Origin of the sequence: Halomonas alkalicola (assembly GCF_030704205.1) — a bacterium.
Classification (GTDB): domain Bacteria; phylum Pseudomonadota; class Gammaproteobacteria; order Pseudomonadales; family Halomonadaceae; genus Halomonas; species Halomonas alkalicola.
Window position 1 is genome coordinate 2914034 of sequence record NZ_CP131913.1, and the last position, 20859, is coordinate 2934892.

Annotated in this window: 15 protein-coding genes; 8 read left to right on the forward strand and 7 right to left on the reverse strand. The window is 69.5% G+C overall.

Annotated features, from left to right (window positions below; all coding sequences use genetic code 11):
* Positions 1-30: 30 nt before the first annotated feature.
* From B6N23_RS13775 to B6N23_RS13805, 7 genes are all read right to left on the reverse strand, one after another.
* On the reverse strand, positions 31-3096 hold the full coding sequence (locus B6N23_RS13775; RefSeq protein ID WP_305499901.1) for an efflux RND transporter permease subunit: 3066 nt from the start codon (positions 3094-3096) through the stop codon (positions 31-33).
* Positions 3093-4346, reverse strand: a complete 1254-nt coding sequence (locus B6N23_RS13780) for an efflux RND transporter periplasmic adaptor subunit (RefSeq protein WP_305499903.1) — start codon at positions 4344-4346, stop codon at positions 3093-3095. The genes B6N23_RS13775 and B6N23_RS13780 overlap by 4 nt, the downstream gene beginning before the upstream one ends.
* A gap of 106 nt (positions 4347-4452) precedes the next feature.
* Complete coding sequence (locus B6N23_RS13785; RefSeq protein WP_305499905.1) at positions 4453-5373, reverse strand: LysO family transporter; 921 nt, start codon at positions 5371-5373, stop codon at positions 4453-4455.
* Positions 5374-5452: 79 nt separating this feature from the next.
* Positions 5453-6166: a hypothetical protein gene (locus B6N23_RS13790; protein ID WP_305499908.1), complete on the reverse strand. Its 714-nt coding sequence runs from the start codon at positions 6164-6166 to the stop codon at positions 5453-5455.
* Positions 6167-6283: 117 nt separating this feature from the next.
* Positions 6284-7627 (reverse strand): nicotinate phosphoribosyltransferase, encoded by a 1344-nt coding sequence (locus tag B6N23_RS13795; RefSeq protein WP_305499910.1) that lies wholly within the window; start codon positions 7625-7627, stop codon positions 6284-6286.
* On the reverse strand, positions 7624-8205 hold the full coding sequence (locus tag B6N23_RS13800; protein WP_305499912.1) for an isochorismatase family protein: 582 nt from the start codon (positions 8203-8205) through the stop codon (positions 7624-7626). Before B6N23_RS13800 ends, B6N23_RS13795 begins: the two co-directional genes overlap by 4 nt.
* Before the next feature lie 69 nt (positions 8206-8274).
* Positions 8275-9219 carry a 2-hydroxyacid dehydrogenase gene (locus B6N23_RS13805; RefSeq protein ID WP_305499914.1) on the reverse strand — a complete coding sequence of 315 codons (945 nt, stop codon included), beginning with the start codon at positions 9217-9219 and terminating at the stop codon, positions 8275-8277.
* 256 nt (positions 9220-9475) lie between these two features.
* On the opposite strand from B6N23_RS13805, the gene doeA reads away from it, so the two are divergent.
* The 8 genes from doeA (at position 9476) to B6N23_RS13845 (ending at position 20655) form a co-directional block, all read left to right on the forward strand.
* On the forward strand, positions 9476-10675 hold the full coding sequence (doeA, locus tag B6N23_RS13810) for an ectoine hydrolase DoeA (protein ID WP_305499916.1): 1200 nt from the start codon (positions 9476-9478) through the stop codon (positions 10673-10675).
* Positions 10676-10874: 199 nt separating this feature from the next.
* Positions 10875-11888 (forward strand): N(2)-acetyl-L-2,4-diaminobutanoate deacetylase DoeB, encoded by a 1014-nt coding sequence (gene doeB / locus B6N23_RS13815; protein ID WP_305499924.1) that lies wholly within the window; start codon positions 10875-10877, stop codon positions 11886-11888.
* Between the two features lie 16 nt (positions 11889-11904).
* Positions 11905-12381 (forward strand): Lrp/AsnC family transcriptional regulator, encoded by a 477-nt coding sequence (locus B6N23_RS13820; RefSeq protein ID WP_305499926.1) that lies wholly within the window; start codon positions 11905-11907, stop codon positions 12379-12381.
* Between the two features lie 201 nt (positions 12382-12582).
* The gene (locus B6N23_RS13825; protein ID WP_169959088.1) at positions 12583-13452 is read left to right on the forward strand and encodes a carbon-nitrogen hydrolase family protein; all 870 of its coding nucleotides are present in this window, start codon (positions 12583-12585) and stop codon (positions 13450-13452) included.
* Between the two features lie 32 nt (positions 13453-13484).
* Positions 13485-15071 carry a biotin carboxylase gene (locus B6N23_RS13830; RefSeq protein WP_305499929.1) on the forward strand — a complete coding sequence of 529 codons (1587 nt, stop codon included), beginning with the start codon at positions 13485-13487 and terminating at the stop codon, positions 15069-15071.
* Positions 15072-15112: 41 nt separating this feature from the next.
* Positions 15113-16114, forward strand: a complete 1002-nt coding sequence (locus tag B6N23_RS13835; protein WP_305499931.1) for a C45 family autoproteolytic acyltransferase/hydrolase — start codon at positions 15113-15115, stop codon at positions 16112-16114.
* 40 nt (positions 16115-16154) lie between these two features.
* On the forward strand, positions 16155-18932 hold the full coding sequence (locus tag B6N23_RS13840; protein ID WP_305499934.1) for an aminotransferase class I/II-fold pyridoxal phosphate-dependent enzyme: 2778 nt from the start codon (positions 16155-16157) through the stop codon (positions 18930-18932).
* Between the two features lie 223 nt (positions 18933-19155).
* The gene (locus B6N23_RS13845) at positions 19156-20655 is read left to right on the forward strand and encodes an NAD-dependent succinate-semialdehyde dehydrogenase (RefSeq protein ID WP_305499936.1); all 1500 of its coding nucleotides are present in this window, start codon (positions 19156-19158) and stop codon (positions 20653-20655) included.
* Positions 20656-20859 lie beyond the last annotated feature (204 nt).

Consider the following 20859-nt stretch of genomic DNA (forward strand, 5'->3'; position numbering starts at 1 on the left):
GGAGGCCTCCTCGGGTTGGGGGCTGCGGCCCTAAACGCGCGCGCGCACCCCCTCCAGCATCAGGTAGAGGCAAGGCACCAGCAGCAGCAGGATAACGGTGGCGAAGAGCATGCCGAAGCCCAGCGAGATCGCCATGGGAATGATGAAGCGGGCCTGGCGCGAGGTCTCGAAGATCATCGGCGCGAGCCCCAGGAAGGTGGTCAGGGTGGTCATCATGATCGGGCGCAGGCGCCGGGTGGCGGCGGCGACGATCGCCTCCCGGGCGCCCATGCCCTCGCGGCGCCGGCGGTTGGCGTAGTCGATCAGCACCAGGGCATCGTTGATCACCACCCCGGAGAGCGCCAGCATGCCCATCAGGCTGACCACCGAGAGGCCGAAGCCCATGATCATATGGCCGGCCACCGCGCCGATGATGCCGAAGGGAATGGCGGCCAGCACCAGCAGCGGCTGCAGGTAGCTGCGGAAGGGAATCGCCAGCAGGGCATAGAGGGCGATCAGGGTCAGCCAGGAGGCCTTGGTGAGTGCCGAGACGTTGTCGGCGGTCTCCTGCTGGCGCCCGCCCGGGGAGATCTCGAGCCCCGGCCAGCCGGCCCTCAGGGCGGGGAAGACGTCGGCCTCCAGGGTGCCCAGCACCTGATTGATGCGCTCATCGCCGGCGGCATCGGCGGTGACGTTGATGATGCGCCGGCCGTCGATGCGCTGCAGGGTGGTGGCGGCCCGGCCCAGCTCGATCTCGGCGACCCGGGCCAGCGGCACCTGGCGCCCGTCCGGGGTGCGGATCGGCAGCCGGTAGAGGTCGGCGAGGCTCTGGCGCGCCTCCGCGGGCAGGCGCACCTCGACGCTGATCTCGTGGCGGCCGATGAACTGCTCGAGCGCCGTGATGCCCTGCAGGGGCGCGCGCAGCTGGCCGGCCAGGTCGCCGCCGGTAAGGCCCAGGGCGCGCCCCTCCGGCGAGAGGCGAATCTCCAGCTGGGGCTTGCCGTCGGCCAGGCCGCTGTCGATGTCGGTGATCCCCTCGAACTCACCCAGCGCCTCGGCGAGCCGCGTGGCGGCACCCTCCAGCGCACGGCTGTCGGGGTGCGAGAGGCGCAGGGTCAGGCCGGCCCCGGCGCCGGGGCCGCCCACGTCGGACTCGAAGCGCACCGCCTGGGCGCCGCTGAACTCGCCGGCCAGCTCGCGCCACTCCCGGGCGACCCGGGAGGGGGGCCAGGCGTCGAGGCTCGCGCGCTCCAGGGTCAGCTGCACGCTGAGCCGGTCACCGTCGATCTGGGCGCGGTTGGCGGTAAAGGCGGGGCCGTCGTCGCGAGCGGCCAAGGCCTCTGCGGCGGCCAGCAGGCGGTCGCGGATGGCGCGGTCGTCGGCGATGGGGCTGCCCACCGGCAGGGTCACCGTGGCCTGGACCCGGTGAGATTCCACCCGGGGCATCAGCGAGAAGCCGAGCCGCCCGCTCATGGCCCAGGCCAGGGCCACCGCCAGCAACGCCACGGCGAGGCTCACGGTCAGCAGCCGCTGGTCCAGGCAGCGCTCGAGGAAGGGGGAAAAACGCTGCTGGGTGACGCGAGACAGCCAGGCCTGCAGGGCCTTGCGCACCCGGTCGAGGGGACGCCGCCAAGCCGGCGCCTCGCGGCCGCCGGCGCGATGGGCCAGGTGGGCCGGCAGGATGAACAGCGCCTCCAGCCAGGAGGCCAGGAACACCGTGATCACCACCAGCGGCACCACGGCGAAGATCATGCCCAGGAAGCCGGGCAGGAAGAGCAGCGGCAGGAAGGCGACGATGTTGGAGAGGATGGCGAAGCTGATCGGCACCGCCATCTCCCGGGCGCCGCGCACCGCCGCCTCGCGCAGGGAGTGGCCCTGCTCCCGGTAGCTGTGGATGTTCTCGCCCACCATGATGGCGTCGTCCACCACGATGCCCAGCGCGATGATGAAGGCAAACATCGACATCATGTTCAGCGACACCCCGAACCAGGGCAGGAAGAGCAGGGCGCCGAGGAAGGCGGTGGGAATGCCGAGGGTGACCCAGAAGGCCAGCCGCGCCTCCAGGAACAGGCCCAGCAGCACCAGCACCAGCGCCAGGCCCAGGAAGGCGTTCTTGAGCAGCAGGTCGAGGCGGTCGCGATAGACCTCGGAGCTGTCCCGGGAGATGGTGAGGCTCACCCCCTCCGGCAGGTCCGCCTGAAGCCGCTCGAGCTGGGCATGCACGGCGTCCGAGATGCCGATCGGCGTCTGGCCGCCGACCTGGTAGACGTCCAGGGTCAGGCTCGGCGCGCCGTTGTAGAGCACCTCGCGGTCGGTCTCGGCGAAGCCGCGTTCGACCCGGGCGATCTCGCCCAGGCGCAGCTGGCCGCCGTCGGGGGTGCCGAGGATCGGCAGCTCGGCGAACTCCCGGGCCTCGTCGCGGCGTCCCTGGTAGCGGATCAGCCACTCTCCCTCGCCGGTGGTCAGGCGGCCGCCGGCCAGGTCCAGGGCTTCGTCGCCGATGCGGTTGGCCAGCTGGCGGTGGTCGAGGCCGTGGCGCTGCATCGCCTCCTCGTCGAGCAGCACCTGGATCTCGCGCTCTCGGTTGCCGGAGAGCTCCACCCGGGCGATGCCTGGGGACGCCTGCAGTTCGGCGCGCACCTCCTCGGCCACGTCGTGGAGTAGTTGGTCGTCCACCCAGCCATGCAACTGCAGACTCATCACGCTGCGCGAGCGCCCCGCCAGGCCGAAGCGGGCCGGGTCGGCGGCAGATGGCAGACTGGTGATGGCGCCCACCGCCTGCTGGATCTCCTGGTAGACCCGCATCACCTCCACCCCCTCCACCAGGCTGGCGGAGACGCGGCCGGCGCCCTCATTGGCGGTGGCGGTGAGCTCGTCGATGCCGTCCACGTTGGCCAGTGCTGCCTCCAGGGGCAGCAGCAGGCTGCGCTCCACCTCCTCGGGGGTGGCACCGGGATAGCCGATGGCGACGGTGATGATCTCCAGCTCGAAGTCGGGGAAGACCTCCTTCTTGATGGTGGTGGAGGCCATCAGCCCGCCGATGATCAGCAGCAGCATCAGCAGGTTGGGGGCCACCCCGTGGTGGACCATCCAGGCGATGGGGCCGCGGCGCATCATGGGCGGGGCTCCGCCGGCGCGGCGCCGGCCGGTCGCTCGGCGCTGCTGGCGGCGGTGCGCAGCGCCATGCCCTCCCGGGGCTGGCCCAGCGGCGAGGTGATCACCCGCTCGCCTGTCTCGAGGCCTTCGGCCACCAGCACCTGATGGTCATCGCGATGCAGCACGCTCACCGGGCGGCGGCGCAGGCGCTCCTCCTCGTCCAGCACCCATACCTCGTCGCCGGGGCGCAGGGCCGCGGCGGGAAGCGCGATCAGGTCCTCGCGCTCGCCTGCCTGGAACTCCAGGCGCACCACGTCGCCGAGACGCAGCGCCGGCGCGCCGCGCTGCGCCTCGGCCAGCGCCAGGGGGTCCTCCACCGCGACCAGCAGCTGGACCTGCAGGCCGTTCTCCTCCAGGGCCGGCAGCACCGAGAGCAGCTCGCCCTCGCGCTCGCTGCCGGCGGGCCAGCCGCGGCTGGTCAGGGTCACGGCGCTGCCCGAGGCCTCCTCGGAGGCAGGCACCAGCCAGGCCAGCGCCTCGCCCGGCAAGGACGCCTGCACCCAGAAGCGCGACACGTCCACCAGGTGGAGGAGTTCGGTACCGCTGCCCACCTCGCTCCCCTCGCCGAGCAGGCGCGCCTGGACCATGCCGGCCCAGGGGGCGGTGAGGGTGGCGCGCGCGAGATCCAGCCGGGCCCGGTCGCGGGCGGCCCGGGCGCGCTCCACGTCGGCCTGGGCGCTTCTCAGCTGGGGCTCGCGCAGCACCAGGGCGCGCCGCTCCGCGGGCAGTTCGCGGCCGAAGCTCTGGTACTCGGCCCGGGCGCGCTGCTGTTCCCCCTGCTCCATGGCCAGTGCCGCCTCGGCCTGGGCCAGGGCGGCCTCGGCCTCGCGCAGGGCCAGGCCGAGGTCGGCGTCGTCCAGGTGGGCGAGGGGGGCACCGGCCTCTACCACGCGGCCCGGTACCACCCCGGGGGCGAAGGCCTCCAGGCGGCCGGCCACCCGGCTCGCCAGCCGCGACTCGCGCTCTGCCACGACCCGACCGAAGCCGTGCAGCGCCGGGGCGGCGGCACGCGGCATCACGCTGATGGCCTCCACCAGCGGCGGGACGGGCGCCGGGGCGGGGCGGCGCTCCACCCGTGGCGGCTGGCTCATCAGCCACCAGGCCATGGCGAGCCCGCCGGCCAGCACCAGCAGGGCGACCAGGGCGCCGAGGCCGAAGCGCCCGCGCTGGCGGTGAGGACGTGCCTGGGAGGGGTGGGGCGGGCGGTTCATGGGCGACTCGGGCAGGGAAGGGGAGCGAAGAGCATCGCGCGCGGCGATGCAGCCAATGGTCAGGAAATGTGCAAGCGATATGCAAGCCGGTGGCGGCGGGAGCGCCTCAGAGGGAGAGGAAGAACAGCAGCAGCGGCGGCGAAAGCAGCGAGAGGATAAAGCCCGAGACCACCGCCACCGGCACGCAGGTCACACCGCCGTGCTGCTGGATCACCGGCAGCGTGAAGTCCATGGAGGTGGCGCCGCCGTAGCCGATGGCCAGGGCCGCATGGCGGCGGATCACCAGGGGGATCAGTACGAAAGCGAGGAGTTCACGGGCCAGGTCGTTGAAGAAGGCCACGCCGCCCATGGCCGGGCCCAGGGCATCACCCACCAGGATGCCGGAGAGGGAGTACCAGCCGAAGCCGGCGGCCAGCGCCAGGCCTTCGCTGGCGTGCAGGTCCAGCAGCGGTGCGGCGAGCAGGCCGCCGGCCAGCGAGGTGGCCGCCAGCACCAGGGCGATGGCCAGGCCGTGGCGGTTGAGCAGGATCTGGCGCAGCGGCATGCCGGAGTTGCGCAGCTGGCAGCCGATCAGCACCAGCAGGGCGTAGAGCACCCATTCGGCGAGGGTCTCGGCGCCGTCGTGGAGCCCGGGGAGGGCGCGGCCCGCCAGCCCCAGCCCGACGCCGAGCACCACCACGGCCACCAGCGCCAGGGAGCCGGCCATGGCGGCGAGCTTGCTCAGCGGGGCGCCGGGCACCACCCGGGAGGGGTCGGTGGCGAGGCCGAGGCGCCCGGAGAGCCACCAGAGCCCCGCCAGGTTGCAGGCGCTGATCACGGCAAACAGCACCAGTGCCTCGCCCCCCATGCGCGAGAGCTGGCCGGCGAGGTCGTCGAGTCCGGCCAGACTCACCCCCATCAGCAGCAGGATCACGTAGACGGAGGCGTTGACTCCACGGTTGATCAGCGCCATCAGGCCGGCGCGGCGCACCGGTACCAGATAGCCCAGCACCAGCGGCAGCAGCACGATCACCAGACCTGTCAGCATCGAGAGTCCCTTCCCTGTGCTGTCGCCAAGGCGGCGACGGAAAACCCGCTACTCTAGCAGGCTCTTGCGGGGCTGGGCATCACTCGCCGAGGGAGAGGCGGGAGAGGGAGAGGCGGCTTCGGCGCTCGCCGTCGCGGTGGTACTCCACGGCCAGCATCAGGCCGGGGACCTCGGGGTGGAAGTGGAACACCAGGTGGCGTTCCGGCTTGTCGGGTTCGGTGACCTCGACCGCCAGGGCCTCGAACTCTCCGGCGGGCAGGCTCAGGCTCTCGGGACCCAGCACCTGGTACGCCATGCGCTCCTCCCGGCCGCGGTGGTTCTGGTAGCGGATGTCACAGCTATCCCGGCAGGTGCCGTCGATCACCCGGCGGGAGAGCTCGAAGAGGGCGGCCTGGCGGTCGGGAAGCACGGCCAGGTCGTCCGGGGCGAGGCGGTAGTCGCCGCCCAGCCCCAGCAGGGAGTAGCCGCTGATGTACTGGAGAGAACGCACCCCCTGGTCCTTGATCATGAAGCGGCTGCGCTCCTCCCCCCGCGCCACGGCGATGGCGGCGCTCATCTCGCTGTGCCAGGAGCCACCGTCCCGGGAGAGCCGGTGCTCGACGCTGGTGCTGGGCCAGCCGCTCACCTCCAGACGGTAGCGGGCGGCGAAGGGCTGGGGGACCACCCGTGCGGCGTTCTCGACGGCCGGCTCCGCCTTGCGGTAGCTGGGGGAGGGGGCGGCCGGCGCCTCCGCCGCCGCGGTGGCAAGGGGCAGGCAGAGGAGCAGGACGGGCAGCAGGCGTCTCAGGTGCATCACAGGGTCTCGCTGGGCGAAGGCAGTGCAGTGGACCCCCGCGGCGGGCTAGGGTTCCGGCATGCGGGGTTCTTGCATATTCAGGCCGCGGCTTTCATCGTGGCGCCTCGTCCGGCCTCACAGCCGGCGGCTGAGCGCCGCGAGCCCCGGGCTTAGCGTCACCGGGTAGTCGCTTTCGCCCGGGGCGAGCTCGAGGAGGGGGGCGGGCAGCGCCGTGAGGGCTTCCCGCACCCGCTCCCGGGCGCCCTCGGCCAGTGCCATCTCCTCGGCGACCACCCGGCCATCCACCACCAGCGGGCGCAGCAGCGGTTCGCCGTCGATGCCTGCTTCGTCGCGCAGGGCGATGATGTCGCCGGCGTAGCGGCCGTCGGCGCCCAGGCGGCGATAGAGCTGCTTGCCCCCGGGCAGGTTGATCTTGCCGGGGGAGTGCTTCACCCGCGGGGTGCCGGCGTACGCCACCAGCTTGTAGGAGAGGTCGATTACCGGGGCGTCGGCGGAGACCCCCATCTCGGTGCCCACCCCGAAGATATCGATGGGCGCGCCGGCGTCGATCAGCGCGGCGATCTGCCCCTCGTCCAGGCCACTGCTGGCCACGATCTTCACCTCGCCATGGCCCGCCGCGTCGAGCAGCGCCCGGGCGCCCCTGGCCAGCTCGCCGAGGTCGCCGGAGTCGAGGCGGATCGCCTTCACCGCAAGCGCGGGCTCCTCGCGCAGCAGCGCGATGACCCGGCGTACCCCCTCGAGGGTGTCGTGGGTGTCCACCAGCAGGGTGGTGCCGGGATAGTGGCGGGCGAAGGCGCGAAAGGCCTCGCGCTCGTCGTCGTGGGCCAGGATATAGCTGTGGGCCATGGTGCCGCGCAGCGCCATGCCGTGACGCAGCCCGCCCAGCACGTTGCTGGTCCCCTCGAGCCCCGCCGTGCGGTAGGCGCGCACGCCGCGCACCGCGGCGTCGATGCCGTGCATGCGGCGCAGGCCGAAGTCCACCACCGGCCGGCCCCGGGCCGCGATCACCAGGCGGACCGCCTTGGAGGCGAGCACCGTCTCCAGCTGCACCAGGTTCATGAGCAGGCTCTCGAGCAGCTGGGCCTCGGCGATGGGGGCCTCCACCTCCAGCAGGGGCTCGTTGCCGAACACCGGGGTCCCCTCGGGCAGCGCCCGGATGTCGCCGCGAAAGCGCCACCGGCCGAGCCAGTCGAGGAAGTCCGCGTCGAACAGCCCGGTGCCGGCCAGGCGGGCCAGCTGTGACTCACCGAAGCGCAGCCGGGTGGCCAGCTCGGCCGCATGTTGCTGGCCGCAGGCGAGCATGAAGCGGCGAGTCGCCGGCAGCCTGCGAAAGAAGAGGCTGAAGGTGGCGCGGGCCTCCATCCCTTCGGCCCAGTAGGCCTGCAGCATGGTGAGCTGGTAGAGGTCGGTGAGCAGGGCCAGGTCGTCGTCGGCGACCGCATAGGGCACCGGCGTCATGGCACCCGCTCCGCCACCACCTCCACCCCGGCATCGCGCAGCGCCCCCAGGGTCTCCTCGGCAGCCTCGGGGACCACCGCGGCGCACAGCGGACCGAGCAGCCGGGTGGTGAAGCCCTCGCGGCGGGCGTCCAGTGCGGTGGCCCGGACGCAGACGTCCAGCGCCAGGCCGCAGACGAACACGCGCTCGATGCCGCGGCTGCGCAGGTAGCCGGCGAGGCCGGTGCCGTCGAAGGCGGAGTAGGCGTCCGCGTCGAAGGCGGTGGCCTTGCTGACGCGGATGGTGGCGGCGTCCAGCGCCAGATCGGGGTGGAAGGCGGCACCGTCGGTGTCCTGCACGCAGTGCACCGGCCAGGGGCCGCCGCGATGGGCGAAGCTCACATGGTCGACGGGGTGCCAGTCACGGCTGGCCACCACCAGGGCGTCCGCGGCCCGAGCGGCGGCGATCTCGGCGTTGATGCCCGGCACCAAGGCGGCACCGCCGGCCACGGCCAGGGCGCCCCCCTCGCAGAAGTCGTTCTGCAGGTCCACGACGAGCAGCGCGTCGCCGGGGCCGTACTCCAAGCTCATGCTCATCATCTGCCTCTCCCCTGAAGGTGGCACCTCTCTTCTCAGGGTAGGGCCTTCACCGCCCTTCGTGTAGCGGCGTCAGTAGCCGGCCGCGGGGTCCACCGTCGCCTGGGGCGTGCCGGCCTCGAAGGCGCGCAGCGCCTCGGCCACCTGGTCCAGCGCCGCGCCCAGCGGCGTGGGGCCGGCCATGTGCGGGGTGATCCAGGCCCGTGGGTGGGTCCAGAGCGGGCTCGCCTCGGGCAGCGGCTCCTCGGGGAAGGCGTCGAGCAGGGCGCCGCGCAGCCGCCCCACGCTTGCGGGGTCGTCGCTCGGCCCCAGGGCGGCGAGCAGCGCGGCCTCGTCGATCAGGGTACCGCGTCCGGGGTTGATCAGGCTGGCCCTCTCGGGCAGCCGGGCGAGGGCGCGGGCGTCGATGATATGGCGCGTCGCGGGGGTGTCCGGCAGCAGCAGCACCAGGGTGTTGACCCGGCCGAGCAGCTCGTCGAGACCGGCATCGCCGTGGTGGCAGGTGATGCCTTCGAGACGCTTGGGCGAGCGGCTCCAGCCGTGCACCGGGAAGCCGTCGGCGGCCACCATGGCGGCCACCTTCGCGCCGATGGCGCCGAGCCCCAGCACCCCCACCGGCCAGTCGGCCTTGTCCACCACCGCGTGCTCGCGCCACGCCCGGGCGTGCTGCTGGCGGCGGTAGCGGTCGAAGTCGCGCTGGAAGTGGAGGATCCCGTAGCGCACGTAGTCGCCGATCAGCTCCGCCATGCCGGCGTCGCGCAGCTTGACGATCGGGACCCCCTCGGGAAGCCCGGGGTTGTTGAGCAGGGCGTCCACCCCGGCTCCCAGGTTGACGATGCCCCTGAGGGCCTCGGGCTCGCGCAGCAGTGCCTCCGGCGGCTTCCACACCGCCAGATAGTCGGCCTGGCGGCGCTGCGCCGGCGGCGCCGCGCTGGTGATCACCTCGGCCTCGGGCAGCCGTTCGGCCAGGGCGTCTCGCCACTGCTCGGCATCGTCGATATGCACCAGTACCTTCATGGTCTCTCCTTGCACAGGGGTTGCGTTCATCATGGAAGCCGGCGACGTTGTGAACAAGGGTGACACCTGAAGCGGAAATGCTTGACCGCCTACCGTGGGTTGGCAGTAACCTCCACCCAGAGGGGTCAACCCCACTGCCTCGTGCCACCGACCGGTTCGCGACCCGTCCAGGCATCCGTCGGTGACCGTGACCCTGGCCGGCCTTCTCCTCATCGAGAGGGCCGATTTTCTTGATGTTGCTTTGGCGAGTGGCCTAATGACCCAGGTAAACCTGCCCTTCACCCGCGAGGAGTACGCCAGCCGGCTATGGAAGGTGCGTGCCGAGATGGCCAGCCGCGGCATCGACGTGCTGATCATCAGCGACCCCTCCAACATGGCCTGGCTCACCGGCTATGACGGCTGGTCGTTCTATGTGCACCAGTGCGTGCTGCTGGGGCTGGAGGGCGAGCCGGTCTGGTACGGCCGGCGCATGGACGCCAACGGGGCGCTGCGCACCTGTTGGATCGATCCGGAAAACATCACCTACTACCCGGACTACTACGTCCAGAACCCCGACATGCACCCCATGGACTACCTGGCCCAGTCGATCATGCCCGATCGCGGCTGGCACCAGGGGGTGGTCGGCATGGAGATGGACAACTACTACTTTTCCGCCAAGGCCTACCAGAGCCTGCTGCGGGAGCTGCCCCACGCCCGCTTCATGGACGCCAACTCCCTGGTCAACTGGTGCCGTGCCATCAAGTCGCCGCAGGAGATCGAGTACATGCGCGTGGCGGCGAAGATCGTCGAGGGCATGCACTCGCGGATCCTCGAGGTGATCGAGCCCGGCCTGCCCAAGAGCAAGCTGGTCTCCGAGATCTACCGGGTGGGCATCGAGGGCTGGACGGACGCCAATGGCAAGGTCTTCGGCGGCGACTACCCGGCCATCGTGCCGATGCTGCCCACCGGCAAGGATGCCGCCGCCCCCCACCTCACCTGGGACGACACCCCGTTCCGCGAGGGGGAGGGCACCTTCTTCGAGATCGCCGGGGTCTACAAGCGCTACCATGCGCCGATGTCGCGCACGGTGTTCCTGGGCAAGCCGCCGGCGGAGTTCGTGCGCGCCGAGTCGGCGCTGCTCGAGGGCATCGAGAACGGCCTGGCCGTGGCCAGGCCCGGCAACCGCACCGCGGACATCGCCATGGCGCTGGGCGCGGCCATGGACAAGTATGGCTTCGACCGCGGCGGCGCCCGCTGCGGCTACCCCATCGGCATCAGCTACCCGCCGGACTGGGGCGAGCGCACCATGAGCCTGCGCCCCTCGGACGAGACCATCCTGCAGCCGGGCATGACCTTCCACTTCATGCCGGGCCTGTGGGAGGACGAGTGGGGCCTGGAGATCACCGAGAGCATCCTGATCACCGAGACCGGCTGCGAGACCCTGGCCGACTTCCCGCGCCAGCTGTTCGTGCGCTGAACGGGCTCAAGCTGAGTTAACTACATCGAATCGCGAGGGGCGCTGGGGGCAGATCATAGAGGGGGTCCTATGCCAGGGATGGCATCGGTAGCCCCCAGGGATGGGTTCACAGCGCCCCCTCGTAGATCTGCCGCCAGATCAGCCCCGAGTGGCACGAGGCCATGGCGCCCATGTCACATCAGAACAAGGAGTATCAACAATGACCAAGCGTCCCAGCCCGATCAGCGCCACCGTCGATTTCGACGCCGACGGCGTCCAGCACGGCTTCCTCAAGCTACCCATCTCGGTGGACGACTCCGCCTGGGGGGCAGTGATGATCCCGGTCACCGTGGTGAAGAACGGCGAGGGCCCCACGGCCCTGCTCACCGGCGGCAACCACGGCGACGAGTACGAGGGGATCACCTCGCTGCTCAAGCTGTCGGGCCAGCTCAAGGCCGAGGAGGTCACCGGCCGGGTGATCATCGTGCCCTGCATGAACACCCCGGCGGTGATGGCCGGCAAGCGCACCTCCGGGCTCGACGGCGGCAACCTCAACCGCAGCTTCCCCGGCGACCCCGACGGCACCGTGACCGAGAAGATCGCCGACTACTTCACCCGGGTGATGGTGCCGATGTGCGACGTGGTGCTCGACCTGCACTCCGGTGGGCGCACCCTGGACATCATCCCCTTCGGCGCCTCCCACGTGCTCGACGACCCCGAGCAGCAGCGCCAGGCGCTGGAGGGCGCCAAGGCGTTCGGCGCCCCCTACGCCATGATGATGTTCGAGCTCGACGCCGCGGCCCTCTTCGACACCGCGGTGGAGAGCCAGGGCAAGATCTTCGTGGCCACCGAGCTCGGCGGCGGCGGCACCTCCACCCCGGAGAGCATGGCGATCACCGAGCGCGGCGTGCGCAACTTCCTGATCCACTACGGCCTGCTGGAAGGCGAGGTGGAGATGCCCGCCGAGCCCCAGGTCTACCTCGACATGCCCGATGCCAGCTGCTACGTGCAGAGCGAACATTCCGGCGTGCTGGAGCTCTGCTTCGCCCTGGGCGAGCGGGTCGAGAAGGGCGAGGTGGTGGCCCGGGTCTATGACATGACCCGCAGCGGCACCGCCCCGGTGGAGTACCGCGCCGGGCGCAGCGGGGTGCTGGCGGCACGCCGTCATCCGGCGCTGGTCAACATGGGTGACACCATCGCGGTGATCGCCGATGTCGTCGACTCGCTGGGTTGAGGGTGCCGGAATCACGATGAAACTGGACCGCTACGACCTGAAGATCCTCGAGATCCTCTCCCGGGATGGCCGCATCACCAAGTCCAAGCTGGCCGAGGCGATCAACCTCTCGGTCACCCCCTGCTGGGAGCGGGTGCGCCGGCTGGAGAAGGCCGGCATCATCGAAGGCTACAGCGCCCGCATCAATGGTACCGCGCTGGTCAAGCGCACCCCGGTGTGGGTGCAGATCGAGCTCAAGGCCCACAACGCCGAGAGCTTCGCCCGCTTCGAGGCGCTGGTGCAGGCCACCCCCGAGGTCACCGAGTGCGTGGGGGTGGGGGGCGGCGTCGACTATCTGATCAAGGTCGAGGCCGATTCCATCGACGCCTACCAGCGCCTGATCGATGCCTGGCTGACCGGCGAGGCCGGCATCGAGCGCTACTTCACCTACATCGTCACCAAGACGGTCAAGCGGCCCGAACCGGGCTTCTCCCGCGACGACTTCTCCCCCTGACCCCCGTCTCCCCCGCTGGCTGACCCGCCCTGCGCGAGTCCAGCGTTGATTCTCCGGCGAAGCCTGTGGCATATGCTTGTGTAAGTGTGTGAGCATAGGCTTAGCCACGCCGGGCGGTCCTTCCGGCACGCTTTCCAGGTGCCGGTCATGGCTGACTCCGCCCCGGATAGAGACGAGATCGCCTGACGCAGAGAGACTGCCATGTCCTACTTCACGATTGCCGGTGTGCAGATGCATGCCCTGCATCACGGCGACAACACCGAAGCCATGCGCCACCGGGTCGACGTGCTGATGAGCCGCTTCCCCCAGGTCCAGATGGTCCTGTTCAGCGAGCTGATGCCCATGGGGGCCTCGCCCCACCACGCCCAGCCGATGCCCAGCCATGCCGAGCAGTTCTTCTGCCAGCTCGCCGAGCAGCACCGCATCTGGCTGATCCCGGGCTCCATGTTCGAGAAGACCGAGCACGGGATCTTCAACACCCTCTCGGTGATCAACCCCCACGGCCAGGTCGTGGCCCGCTACCGCAAGATGTTCCCCTTCCTGCCCTACGAGGCGGGGGTGGAGAGCGGCAGCGAGTTTGTGGTGTTCGACGTGCCCCACGTGGCGCGCTTCGGGGTCTCGATCTGCTACGACATGTGGTTCCCCGAGACCACCCGGACCCTGGCCGCCATGGGGGCCGAGGTGATCCTCCACCCGACCATGACCGATACCATCGACCGCGACATCGAGCTCTCCATCGCGCGCACCAACGCAGCGGTCAACCAGTGCTACTTCTTCGACATCAACGGCGCCGGCGCCATCGGCAACGGGCGTTCCATCGTGGTGGGCCCCTCCGGCGACGTCATCCACCAGGCCGGCACCGGCGAGGAGGTGATGCCCATCGAGGTGGACCTCAACCGGGTACGCCGCGAGCGCGAGACCGGCCTGCGCGGCCTCGGCCAGCCCCTCAAGAGCTTCCGCGACCGCAGCGTCGACTTCTCGCTCTATCGCAGCGAGACCGGCTCCTCGCCCTTCCTCGATACCCTGGGCCCGCTGCAGAAGCCGCTGCGCGCCGACGTCGAGGAGTACTGATCCGCAGCCCCCTGACCCGCAAGGAGACCATCATGCTGGAGTCCCTGAAGCGCACCCTGTGCCGACTGCTCGGCCGCCGGGACTCCCCCTCGCCCGCCGCGAGAGCGGCTGACGCCCCCTCATCCGCCATCGTTGGAGCGACAACAATGAACAAGATCACCAGCATTGCCGATGTCCGCCGCCACTTTCGCAACAACAAGGAGCCGATCTACTTCATCTCGGCCACCAACTTCAATCTGCTCGGCATCGGCGACTGGGTGGGCAACTTCCGCCATATCAACTACATCGACTGCTTCGACGGCCAGCAGCGCAACGTCTTCGTGCCGAAGGAGAAGTTTCCCCGCGACTTCGAGAGCATCGAGGACATCAACAACTACCTGCTGGAGCACAAGGAGGTCATCGACTTCATCCAGTCGAGGGCCGACGGCGAGCATGCCGGCACCGCCGCCTTTTTGATGTTCGACGAGCACACCGAGGAGGTGTGCCAGCAGCTGGGGCTCAAGGTGGCCTTCCCGCCGGCGGCGCTGCGCTCGCGGATGGACAACAAGATCGAGACGGTGCGCATCGGCAACAAGGCCGGCGTGCCCAGCGTGCCCAATGTGTTGGCCCGGGTGGGCAGCTACCAGGAGCTCTGCGAGGTGAGCCGGGAACTCGGCTCCGACCTGGTGGTGCAGACCGCCTTCGGCGATTCCGGCCACACCACCTTCTTCATCGCCAGCGAGGACGACTACTACAAGCACGCCGAGGAGATCGAGGCCGAGGCCGAGGTCAAGATCATGAAGCGGATCAACTGCCGCGGCTCGGCCATCGAGGCCTGTGCCACCCGCTGCGGCACCGTGGTGGGGCCGCTGATGACCGAGCTGGTCGGCTTCAAGACCCTGACCCCCTACAAGGGGGGCTGGTGCGGCAACGAGATGTTCGCCGGCGCCTTCACCCAGGAGATTCGCGACAAGGCTCGTGAGTACACCTTCAAGTTCGGCGAGGCGCTGCGCGAGGAGGGCTACCGCGGCTACTTCGAGCTCGACTTCCTGATCGACATGGACAGCGGCGAGGTCTACCTGGGCGAGCTCAACCCGCGGGTCACCGGGGCGAGTTCGCTGACCAACGTGGCGGCCTTCGCCCACTCCGACATCCCGCTGTTCCTCTTCCACCTGCTGGAGTTCTCCGACGTCGAGTTCGACCTCGACATCAACGAGATCAACGAGCGCTGGGCGCACCCGGACAGCGTCGACAGCTGGAGCCAGCTGGTGATAAAGCACACCGACGAGAGCGTCGACCTGCTGACCGGCGCGCCGCGCACCGGGGTGTGGAAGATGGCCGAGGACGGCAGCATCGCCTACGACCACTACAGCTATCACCCCCATGCCGCCGAGAACGAGCAGGAGGGCTTCTTCCTGCGCATCAGCGGTGCCGGCGACTTCCGCTATGAGGGAGCAGACCTCGGCATCCTGATCACCCGCGGCCGGCTGATGGATGACAACTTCCAGCTCAACGAGCGGGCGAAGGCCTGGATCGACGGCATCCGCGGCCAGTACGCCGGCCAGTCGCTGCAGGATCCCGTGGTGGAGCAGGTCGCCGTCAGCCACGCCGTGGGCGGCGGCAACTTCAAGATCCTGTGAAGGGGGAGGGGGCCGGCCCGCGAGGGTCGGCGTCCGCAACGATGGACGACAAGACGCTGGTCTTTCGCACCCTGCACGAGGCGGCGCCGGGCCCCAAGTGGCGCTCGCTCTTCGATGCGCACTGGTCCGCCTACGGGGCCTGGTACCTGGCGGAGGGCGAGCGCGAGCGACCGGGGTACCTGGCCTGCCTCAACGCCCTGCGCCGCCATATGCCGGAGCTGCTGGATACCTACCGGACGCTGTGCGACCTGGCCGGCGGCGGCGACCTGGCCTCGCGCTTCCTGAGCCTCTACCAGCCGCCGCCCTACATCACCGGCTGCTCCCAGGCGGTGCTGGCCCGCCCCGGCGCCACCCTGCTGGCCCGCAACTACGACTACCCGCCGGAGCTCTGCGAGGGGTCGATCCTCTATACCCGCTGGAACGGTCGCGGCGTGATCGCCATGAGCGACTGCCTGTGGGGCGTGCTCGACGGCATGAACGACCGTGGGCTCGCCGTGTCGCTGGCCTTCGGCGGGCGCAAGGCGGTGGGCGAGGGGTTCGGGGCGCCGGTGATCCTGCGCTACCTGCTGGAGTTCTGCGACAGCGTGCCCGAGGCCGCCGAGGTGCTGGCGCGGGTGCCCACCCATATGGCCTACAACATCACCGTGGCCGACGCTGCCGGGCGCTACGTCACGGCGATGATCGGCCCCGACCGCCGGGCCAGCATCCGCCGGGTGCCGGTGGCCACCAACCACCAGAAGCGCATCGAGTGGTACGCCCACGCGCTGGCCTCGGAGACGCTGATCCGCGAGGGGCAGCTCTCCATCCTGGTGGATGACGAGGCCACCAGCGAGGCGCGCCTGGAGGCGGCCTTCTCGGCACCACCGCTGTTCCGCCACGACTATCGCCGCGGGCTGGGCACCATCTATTCGGCCTTCTACCGCCCCGGGGAGGGGCGGGTGCGCTACCGCTGGCCCGGCCTCGACCTGGACCTCGGCTTCGATCATTTCCCCGAGGAGGCGATCACCGTGCGCTACGGCGTGCGGGAGAGGTTCGGCAGCTGATCGATATCGACAACGACAATCACCAGAGAAGGGTGTCGCCATGCAAGAGAGCAGCCAAACAGAAACGCCCTATACCGCGCTGGGCTTCTACCACAAGATCTCTCAGCTACGGGCCGATACCTGGAACGCGCTCAAGCGCGACCTCGGCCAGCTCAATCGGCTGGCCGACGAGGCGCAGGCCCGCAACCTGGTCAAGGCGATCGACGTCAAGCTGACCCGCCTCGAGATCATCGAGGACTACCATGCCTTCCCCTCCAAGGAGGACTTCCGCCACCTCTGGTCGCTGTTCGATCGCGAGGAGTACCTGCTGTTGGAGAAGGTGGTCAAGCGCCTGGTGCGGGCGCTGATCAGCGAGTCCTACCGGCGCCGCCACGTGGACCTCAGCGAGACCGACGCCGATGCCGAGGACATGGAGACCCTGGATGCCCTGGCCCAGCTGCGCCGCGGGCATCCGGCCTCCAACAGCGCGGCCCAGCCCTACTTCGAGCTGCTGATCGTCGACAACCTGTCGGCCCAGGAGGAGGAGGTGGTGCGCGAGGCGTTCCGCAACATGCGCCGCCCCGAGGATCGCTTCGTCTACGATGTGGTGACGGTGAGAAGCTTCGAGGACGCCTTGATCGCGGTGCTGGTCAATCCCAACATCCAGGCCTGCCTGATCCGCTACGAGTTTCCCTACAAGTCGAAGTACAACCTCAGTGCGCTGCGCAACTACCTGGAGGGGCTCTCCGAGCAGGCCCTGGAGCACCAGTCCGAGGCGGAGCGCAGCATCCTGCTCAGCGGCATGATCCATGAGCTGCGCCCGGAGATCGACCAGTTCCTGGTCACCAGCGGCGACGTGGAGGCCACGGCGAGCCGCGACATCCGACACTTCAACCGCATCTTCTATCGCGAGACCGACTACATCGAGCAGCACCACACCATCCTGCGTGCCATCGACAACCGCTACCGCACCCCCTTCTTCGATGCCCTGCGCGAGTACAGCAGGAAGCCCACCGGGGTCTTCCACGCCATGCCCATCTCGCGGGGCAAGTCGGTGACCCGCTCGCACTGGGCGGGGCACATGATCGACTTCTACGGCATCAACATCTTCCTCGCCGAGACCTCGGCCACCTCCGGCGGGCTCGACTCCCTGCTGCAGCCCTACGGCCCCATCAAGAAGGCCCAGGAGTACGCCGCCCGCGCCTTTGGCGCCCGGCAGAGCTTCTTCGTCACCAACGGCACCTCCACCGCCAACAAGATCGTGGTGCAGGCGCTGGTCAAGCCGCGGGACATCGTGCTGATCGACCGCGACTGCCACAAGTCGCACCACTACGGCATGGTGCTGGCCGGGGCCCACGTCAGCTATCTGGACTCCTATCCGCTCAACGACTACTCCATGTACGGCGCCGTGCCGCTCAAGGAGATCAAGAAGACCCTGCTGGCCTACAAGCGCGCCGGCGAGCTCCACCGGGTCAAGATGCTGCTGCTGACCAACTGCACCTTCGACGGCGTGGTCTACAACGTGCGCCGGGTGATGGAGGAGTGCTTGGCGATCAAGCCAGACCTGGTGTTCCTCTGGGATGAGGCGTGGTTCGCCTTCGCCGGCTTCAACCCCACCTACCGCCCGCGCACCGCCATGCATGCCGCCCGCACCCTGCGCGACCGCTACCGCAGCGAGGCCTACCGCGAGGAGTACGCGGCCTGGAAGGCCGAGTTCGAGGCGCTCGACCCGGACGACGATGCCACCTGGCTGGAGCAGCTGCTGCTGCCCGACCCCGACCTCGTGCGCATCCGCACCTATGCCACCCACTCCACCCACAAGACCCTGACCTCGCTGCGCCAGGGCTCGATGATCCATGTCTGGGACCAGGACTATCGCCAGAAGGTCGAGGCGCCGTTCCACGAGGCCTACATAACCCATACCTCGACCTCGCCCAACTACCAGATCATCGCCTCTCTGGACGTGGGCCGGATGCAGGCCGAGATGGAGGGCTTCGAGCTGGTGCATGCCCAGGTGGAGGCGGCGCTGTCGCTGCGCGAGCAGCTCTACCACCACCCGCTGCTGCAGAAGTACTTCCGGGTGCTCAAGAACGGCGACCTGGTGCCGGCGGAATACCGCGAATCCGGGGTGGAGTCCTTCTACGACCCGGTGACCGGCTGGAACAAGATGGAGGAGGCCTGGGCCCGCGACGAGTTCGTGGTCGACCCCAGCCGGGTGACCATCGCCATCGGCGCCACCGGCGTCGACGGCGATGCCTTCAAGAACGAGTACCTGATGAACAAGTACGGCATCCAGATCAACAAGACCTCCCGCAACACCGTGCTGTTCATGACCAATATCGGCACCACCCGGGGCTCCATCGCCTACCTGCTCGACGTGCTGATCAAGCTGGCCAAGGAGTTCGAGGCCCGCTGGGAGGAGAGCAGCCGCCCGGAGCGTCGGATCATCGAGAACCGGGTGCGCTCGCTGACCGAGGAGCTGCCGCCGCTGCCCGACTTCAGCCGCTTCCATGACGCCTTCCGCCAGTGCAGCGAGACGCCCCAGGGCGATATCCGCCGCGCCTACTTCCTGGCCTATGACGAGGAGAACACCGAATACCTGCGCTTCGACAACGGTGAGCTGCAGGCCGAGATGCGTGCGGGCCGCGACGCGGTCTCGGCGAGCTTCGTGATCCCCTATCCGCCGGGCTTCCCGGTGCTGGTGCCGGGCCAGGTGGTCAGCGAGGAGATCCTCCACTTCCTGCAGGCCCTGGACGTCACCGAGATCCACGGCTATCGGCCGGAACTTGGCCTGCTGGTGTTCACCGAGGCGGCGCTGGCCAACCCCGAGGCGGGTTGACCGGTCGCGCAGAAAATCCTCCTGTCGGGCGGCGGCGGACAAAAAAAAAGCGCATCTTCCCCGCCGCCCAACGAAAAGTCCCCGCCGCTCATCTCCCTTACCATGAACCCATCGAGCCGCCCTGGAGGGATTACGCCAGGCGGCTCGTCCGTTTCTTCACGCCGGCCGCTGGGCAACATCAACCCACAAGGCCAATCCGGTCGGCGCGTCAGGGAGGTGCCGCATGAACATGAAGCTGTCCAGGACTTTGTCCACCATGCTCGACGATCCGCGTCTGTTTCGTCAGCACGCCTACGTCAACGGTCAGTGGACCCACGGCGAGGGCGGCCGCGAGGAGGCCGTCTTCGACCCGGCCACCGGCGAGGCCCTGGGGTACATTCCCTGGCTCGAGGCGCATCAGATCCGCGCCGCGGTGGACGCCGCCGAGGCCGCCTTCGTGCACTGGCGGGCGCTGCGCGCCGACGAGCGCTGCGAGCGCCTGCTGGCCTGGTACGACCTGCTCCTGGCCAACCGCGAGGACCTGGCCACCATCATGACCATGGAGCAGGGCAAGCCGCTGCCGGACGCCCGCGGCGAGGTGGAGTATGGCGCCAGCTTCGTGCGCTGGTTCGCCGAGGAGGGCAAGCGCACCTTCGGCGAGACTATTCCCAGCCATATTCCCAACGCCGCCCTGGGCACGATCAAGGAGCCGGTGGGCATCGCCGCCTTGATCACCCCCTGGAACTTCCCGCTGGCGATGATCACCCGCAAGGCCGCCGCGGCGCTGGCCGCCGGCTGCCCGGTGATCGTCAAACCGGCCGGCGAGACCCCCTTCTCGGCGCTGGCCCTGGCTGAGCTGGCCGAACGTGCCGGCATCCCGGCGGGCATCTTCAACGTGGTGCTGGGCGAGCCTGCCGAGGTCTCGCAGATCCTCTGCGCCGAGCCACGGGTGCGGGCGCTCTCCTTTACCGGCTCCACCCGGGTCGGCCGCTTGCTGCTCGAGCAGAGCGCCGGCACCGTCAAGCGGGTCTCCCTGGAGCTGGGCGGTGATGCCCCCTTCGTCGTCGGCCCGGACATGGACCCGAAGGAGGCCGCCTTCGCCGCCGTGGCCGCCAAGTTCCAGACCTCGGGGCAGGACTGCCTGGCCGCGGACCGCATCCTGGTCCACGAGTCGATCCATGACGAGTTCGTCGCCCACTTCGCCGAGCGCATGGCCGCCCTCACTCTGGGCAACGGCCTGGAGAGCGAGGTCGACCTGGGGCCGCTGATCCACCGCCAGGCAGTGGAGAAGGCCGCCGGCATCGTCGACGACGCCCTTTCCAAGGGGGCCACCCTGGTGGCCGGCGACCAGAGCGCCGCCCCCGGCGAGAACTTCTTCATGCCGGTGCTGCTGACCGGGCTGACCCGCGACATGCGCCTGTGGCAGGAGGAGAGCTTCGCTCCCATTGCCGGCGTAATGGCCTATGCCGATGATGACGAGGCCATTGCCCTGGCCAACGACACCCAGTACGGTCTCGCCGCCTACGTCTACACCCACGATATCCGCCGCATCTGGAAGTTCCTGCGGGCGCTGGAGTTCGGCATGGTGTCGGTCAACTCGGTGAAGATGACCGGCCCGCCCGTGCCCTTCGGCGGCGTCAAGCAGTCCGGCCTCGGCCGCGAGGGCGGCACCACCGGCATCGACGAGTATCTCGAGACCAAGTATTACTGCCTCGGCGCCCTGGGCTCTGTCTCGGGCAGCTAGGACTGAACCCTTGCCGGGATGCGATATCGAGCGATATCTACCCGAGGACGCTGAGTCGAGTGCAGCGGCGCGCGGCGATCGACAGGGATGTCGATCGAGAACCGGCAAGAGGGACCTTGTTCCGGTTCGACGCGCAGGCCGCAAGCGAAGCCTCAGGGTTTCGTCCTCGGGCATCGCGAGATGTTGCAATACCGGCAAACGAAT

Bases quoted from the DNA above. Each gene is read 5' to 3' on its own strand.
- B6N23_RS13775 (WP_305499901.1), bottom strand. From the start codon at position 3,096: ATGATGCGCCGCGGCCCCATCGCCTGGATGGTCCACCACGGGGTGGCC.
- B6N23_RS13780 (WP_305499903.1), bottom strand. From the start codon at position 4,346: ATGAACCGCCCGCCCCACCCCTCCCAGGCACGTCCTCACCGCCAGCGC.
- B6N23_RS13785 (WP_305499905.1), bottom strand. From the start codon at position 5,373: ATGCTGACAGGTCTGGTGATCGTGCTGCTGCCGCTGGTGCTGGGCTAT.
- B6N23_RS13790 (WP_305499908.1), bottom strand. From the start codon at position 6,166: ATGCACCTGAGACGCCTGCTGCCCGTCCTGCTCCTCTGCCTGCCCCTT.
- B6N23_RS13795 (WP_305499910.1), bottom strand. From the start codon at position 7,627: ATGACGCCGGTGCCCTATGCGGTCGCCGACGACGACCTGGCCCTGCTC.
- B6N23_RS13800 (WP_305499912.1), bottom strand. From the start codon at position 8,205: ATGATGAGCATGAGCTTGGAGTACGGCCCCGGCGACGCGCTGCTCGTC.
- B6N23_RS13805 (WP_305499914.1), bottom strand. From the start codon at position 9,219: ATGAAGGTACTGGTGCATATCGACGATGCCGAGCAGTGGCGAGACGCC.
- doeA (WP_305499916.1), top strand. From the start codon at position 9,476: ATGACCCAGGTAAACCTGCCCTTCACCCGCGAGGAGTACGCCAGCCGG.
- doeB (WP_305499924.1), top strand. From the start codon at position 10,875: ATGACCAAGCGTCCCAGCCCGATCAGCGCCACCGTCGATTTCGACGCC.
- B6N23_RS13820 (WP_305499926.1), top strand. From the start codon at position 11,905: ATGAAACTGGACCGCTACGACCTGAAGATCCTCGAGATCCTCTCCCGG.
- B6N23_RS13825 (WP_169959088.1), top strand. From the start codon at position 12,583: ATGTCCTACTTCACGATTGCCGGTGTGCAGATGCATGCCCTGCATCAC.
- B6N23_RS13830 (WP_305499929.1), top strand. From the start codon at position 13,485: ATGCTGGAGTCCCTGAAGCGCACCCTGTGCCGACTGCTCGGCCGCCGG.
- B6N23_RS13835 (WP_305499931.1), top strand. From the start codon at position 15,113: ATGGACGACAAGACGCTGGTCTTTCGCACCCTGCACGAGGCGGCGCCG.
- B6N23_RS13840 (WP_305499934.1), top strand. From the start codon at position 16,155: ATGCAAGAGAGCAGCCAAACAGAAACGCCCTATACCGCGCTGGGCTTC.
- B6N23_RS13845 (WP_305499936.1), top strand. From the start codon at position 19,156: ATGAACATGAAGCTGTCCAGGACTTTGTCCACCATGCTCGACGATCCG.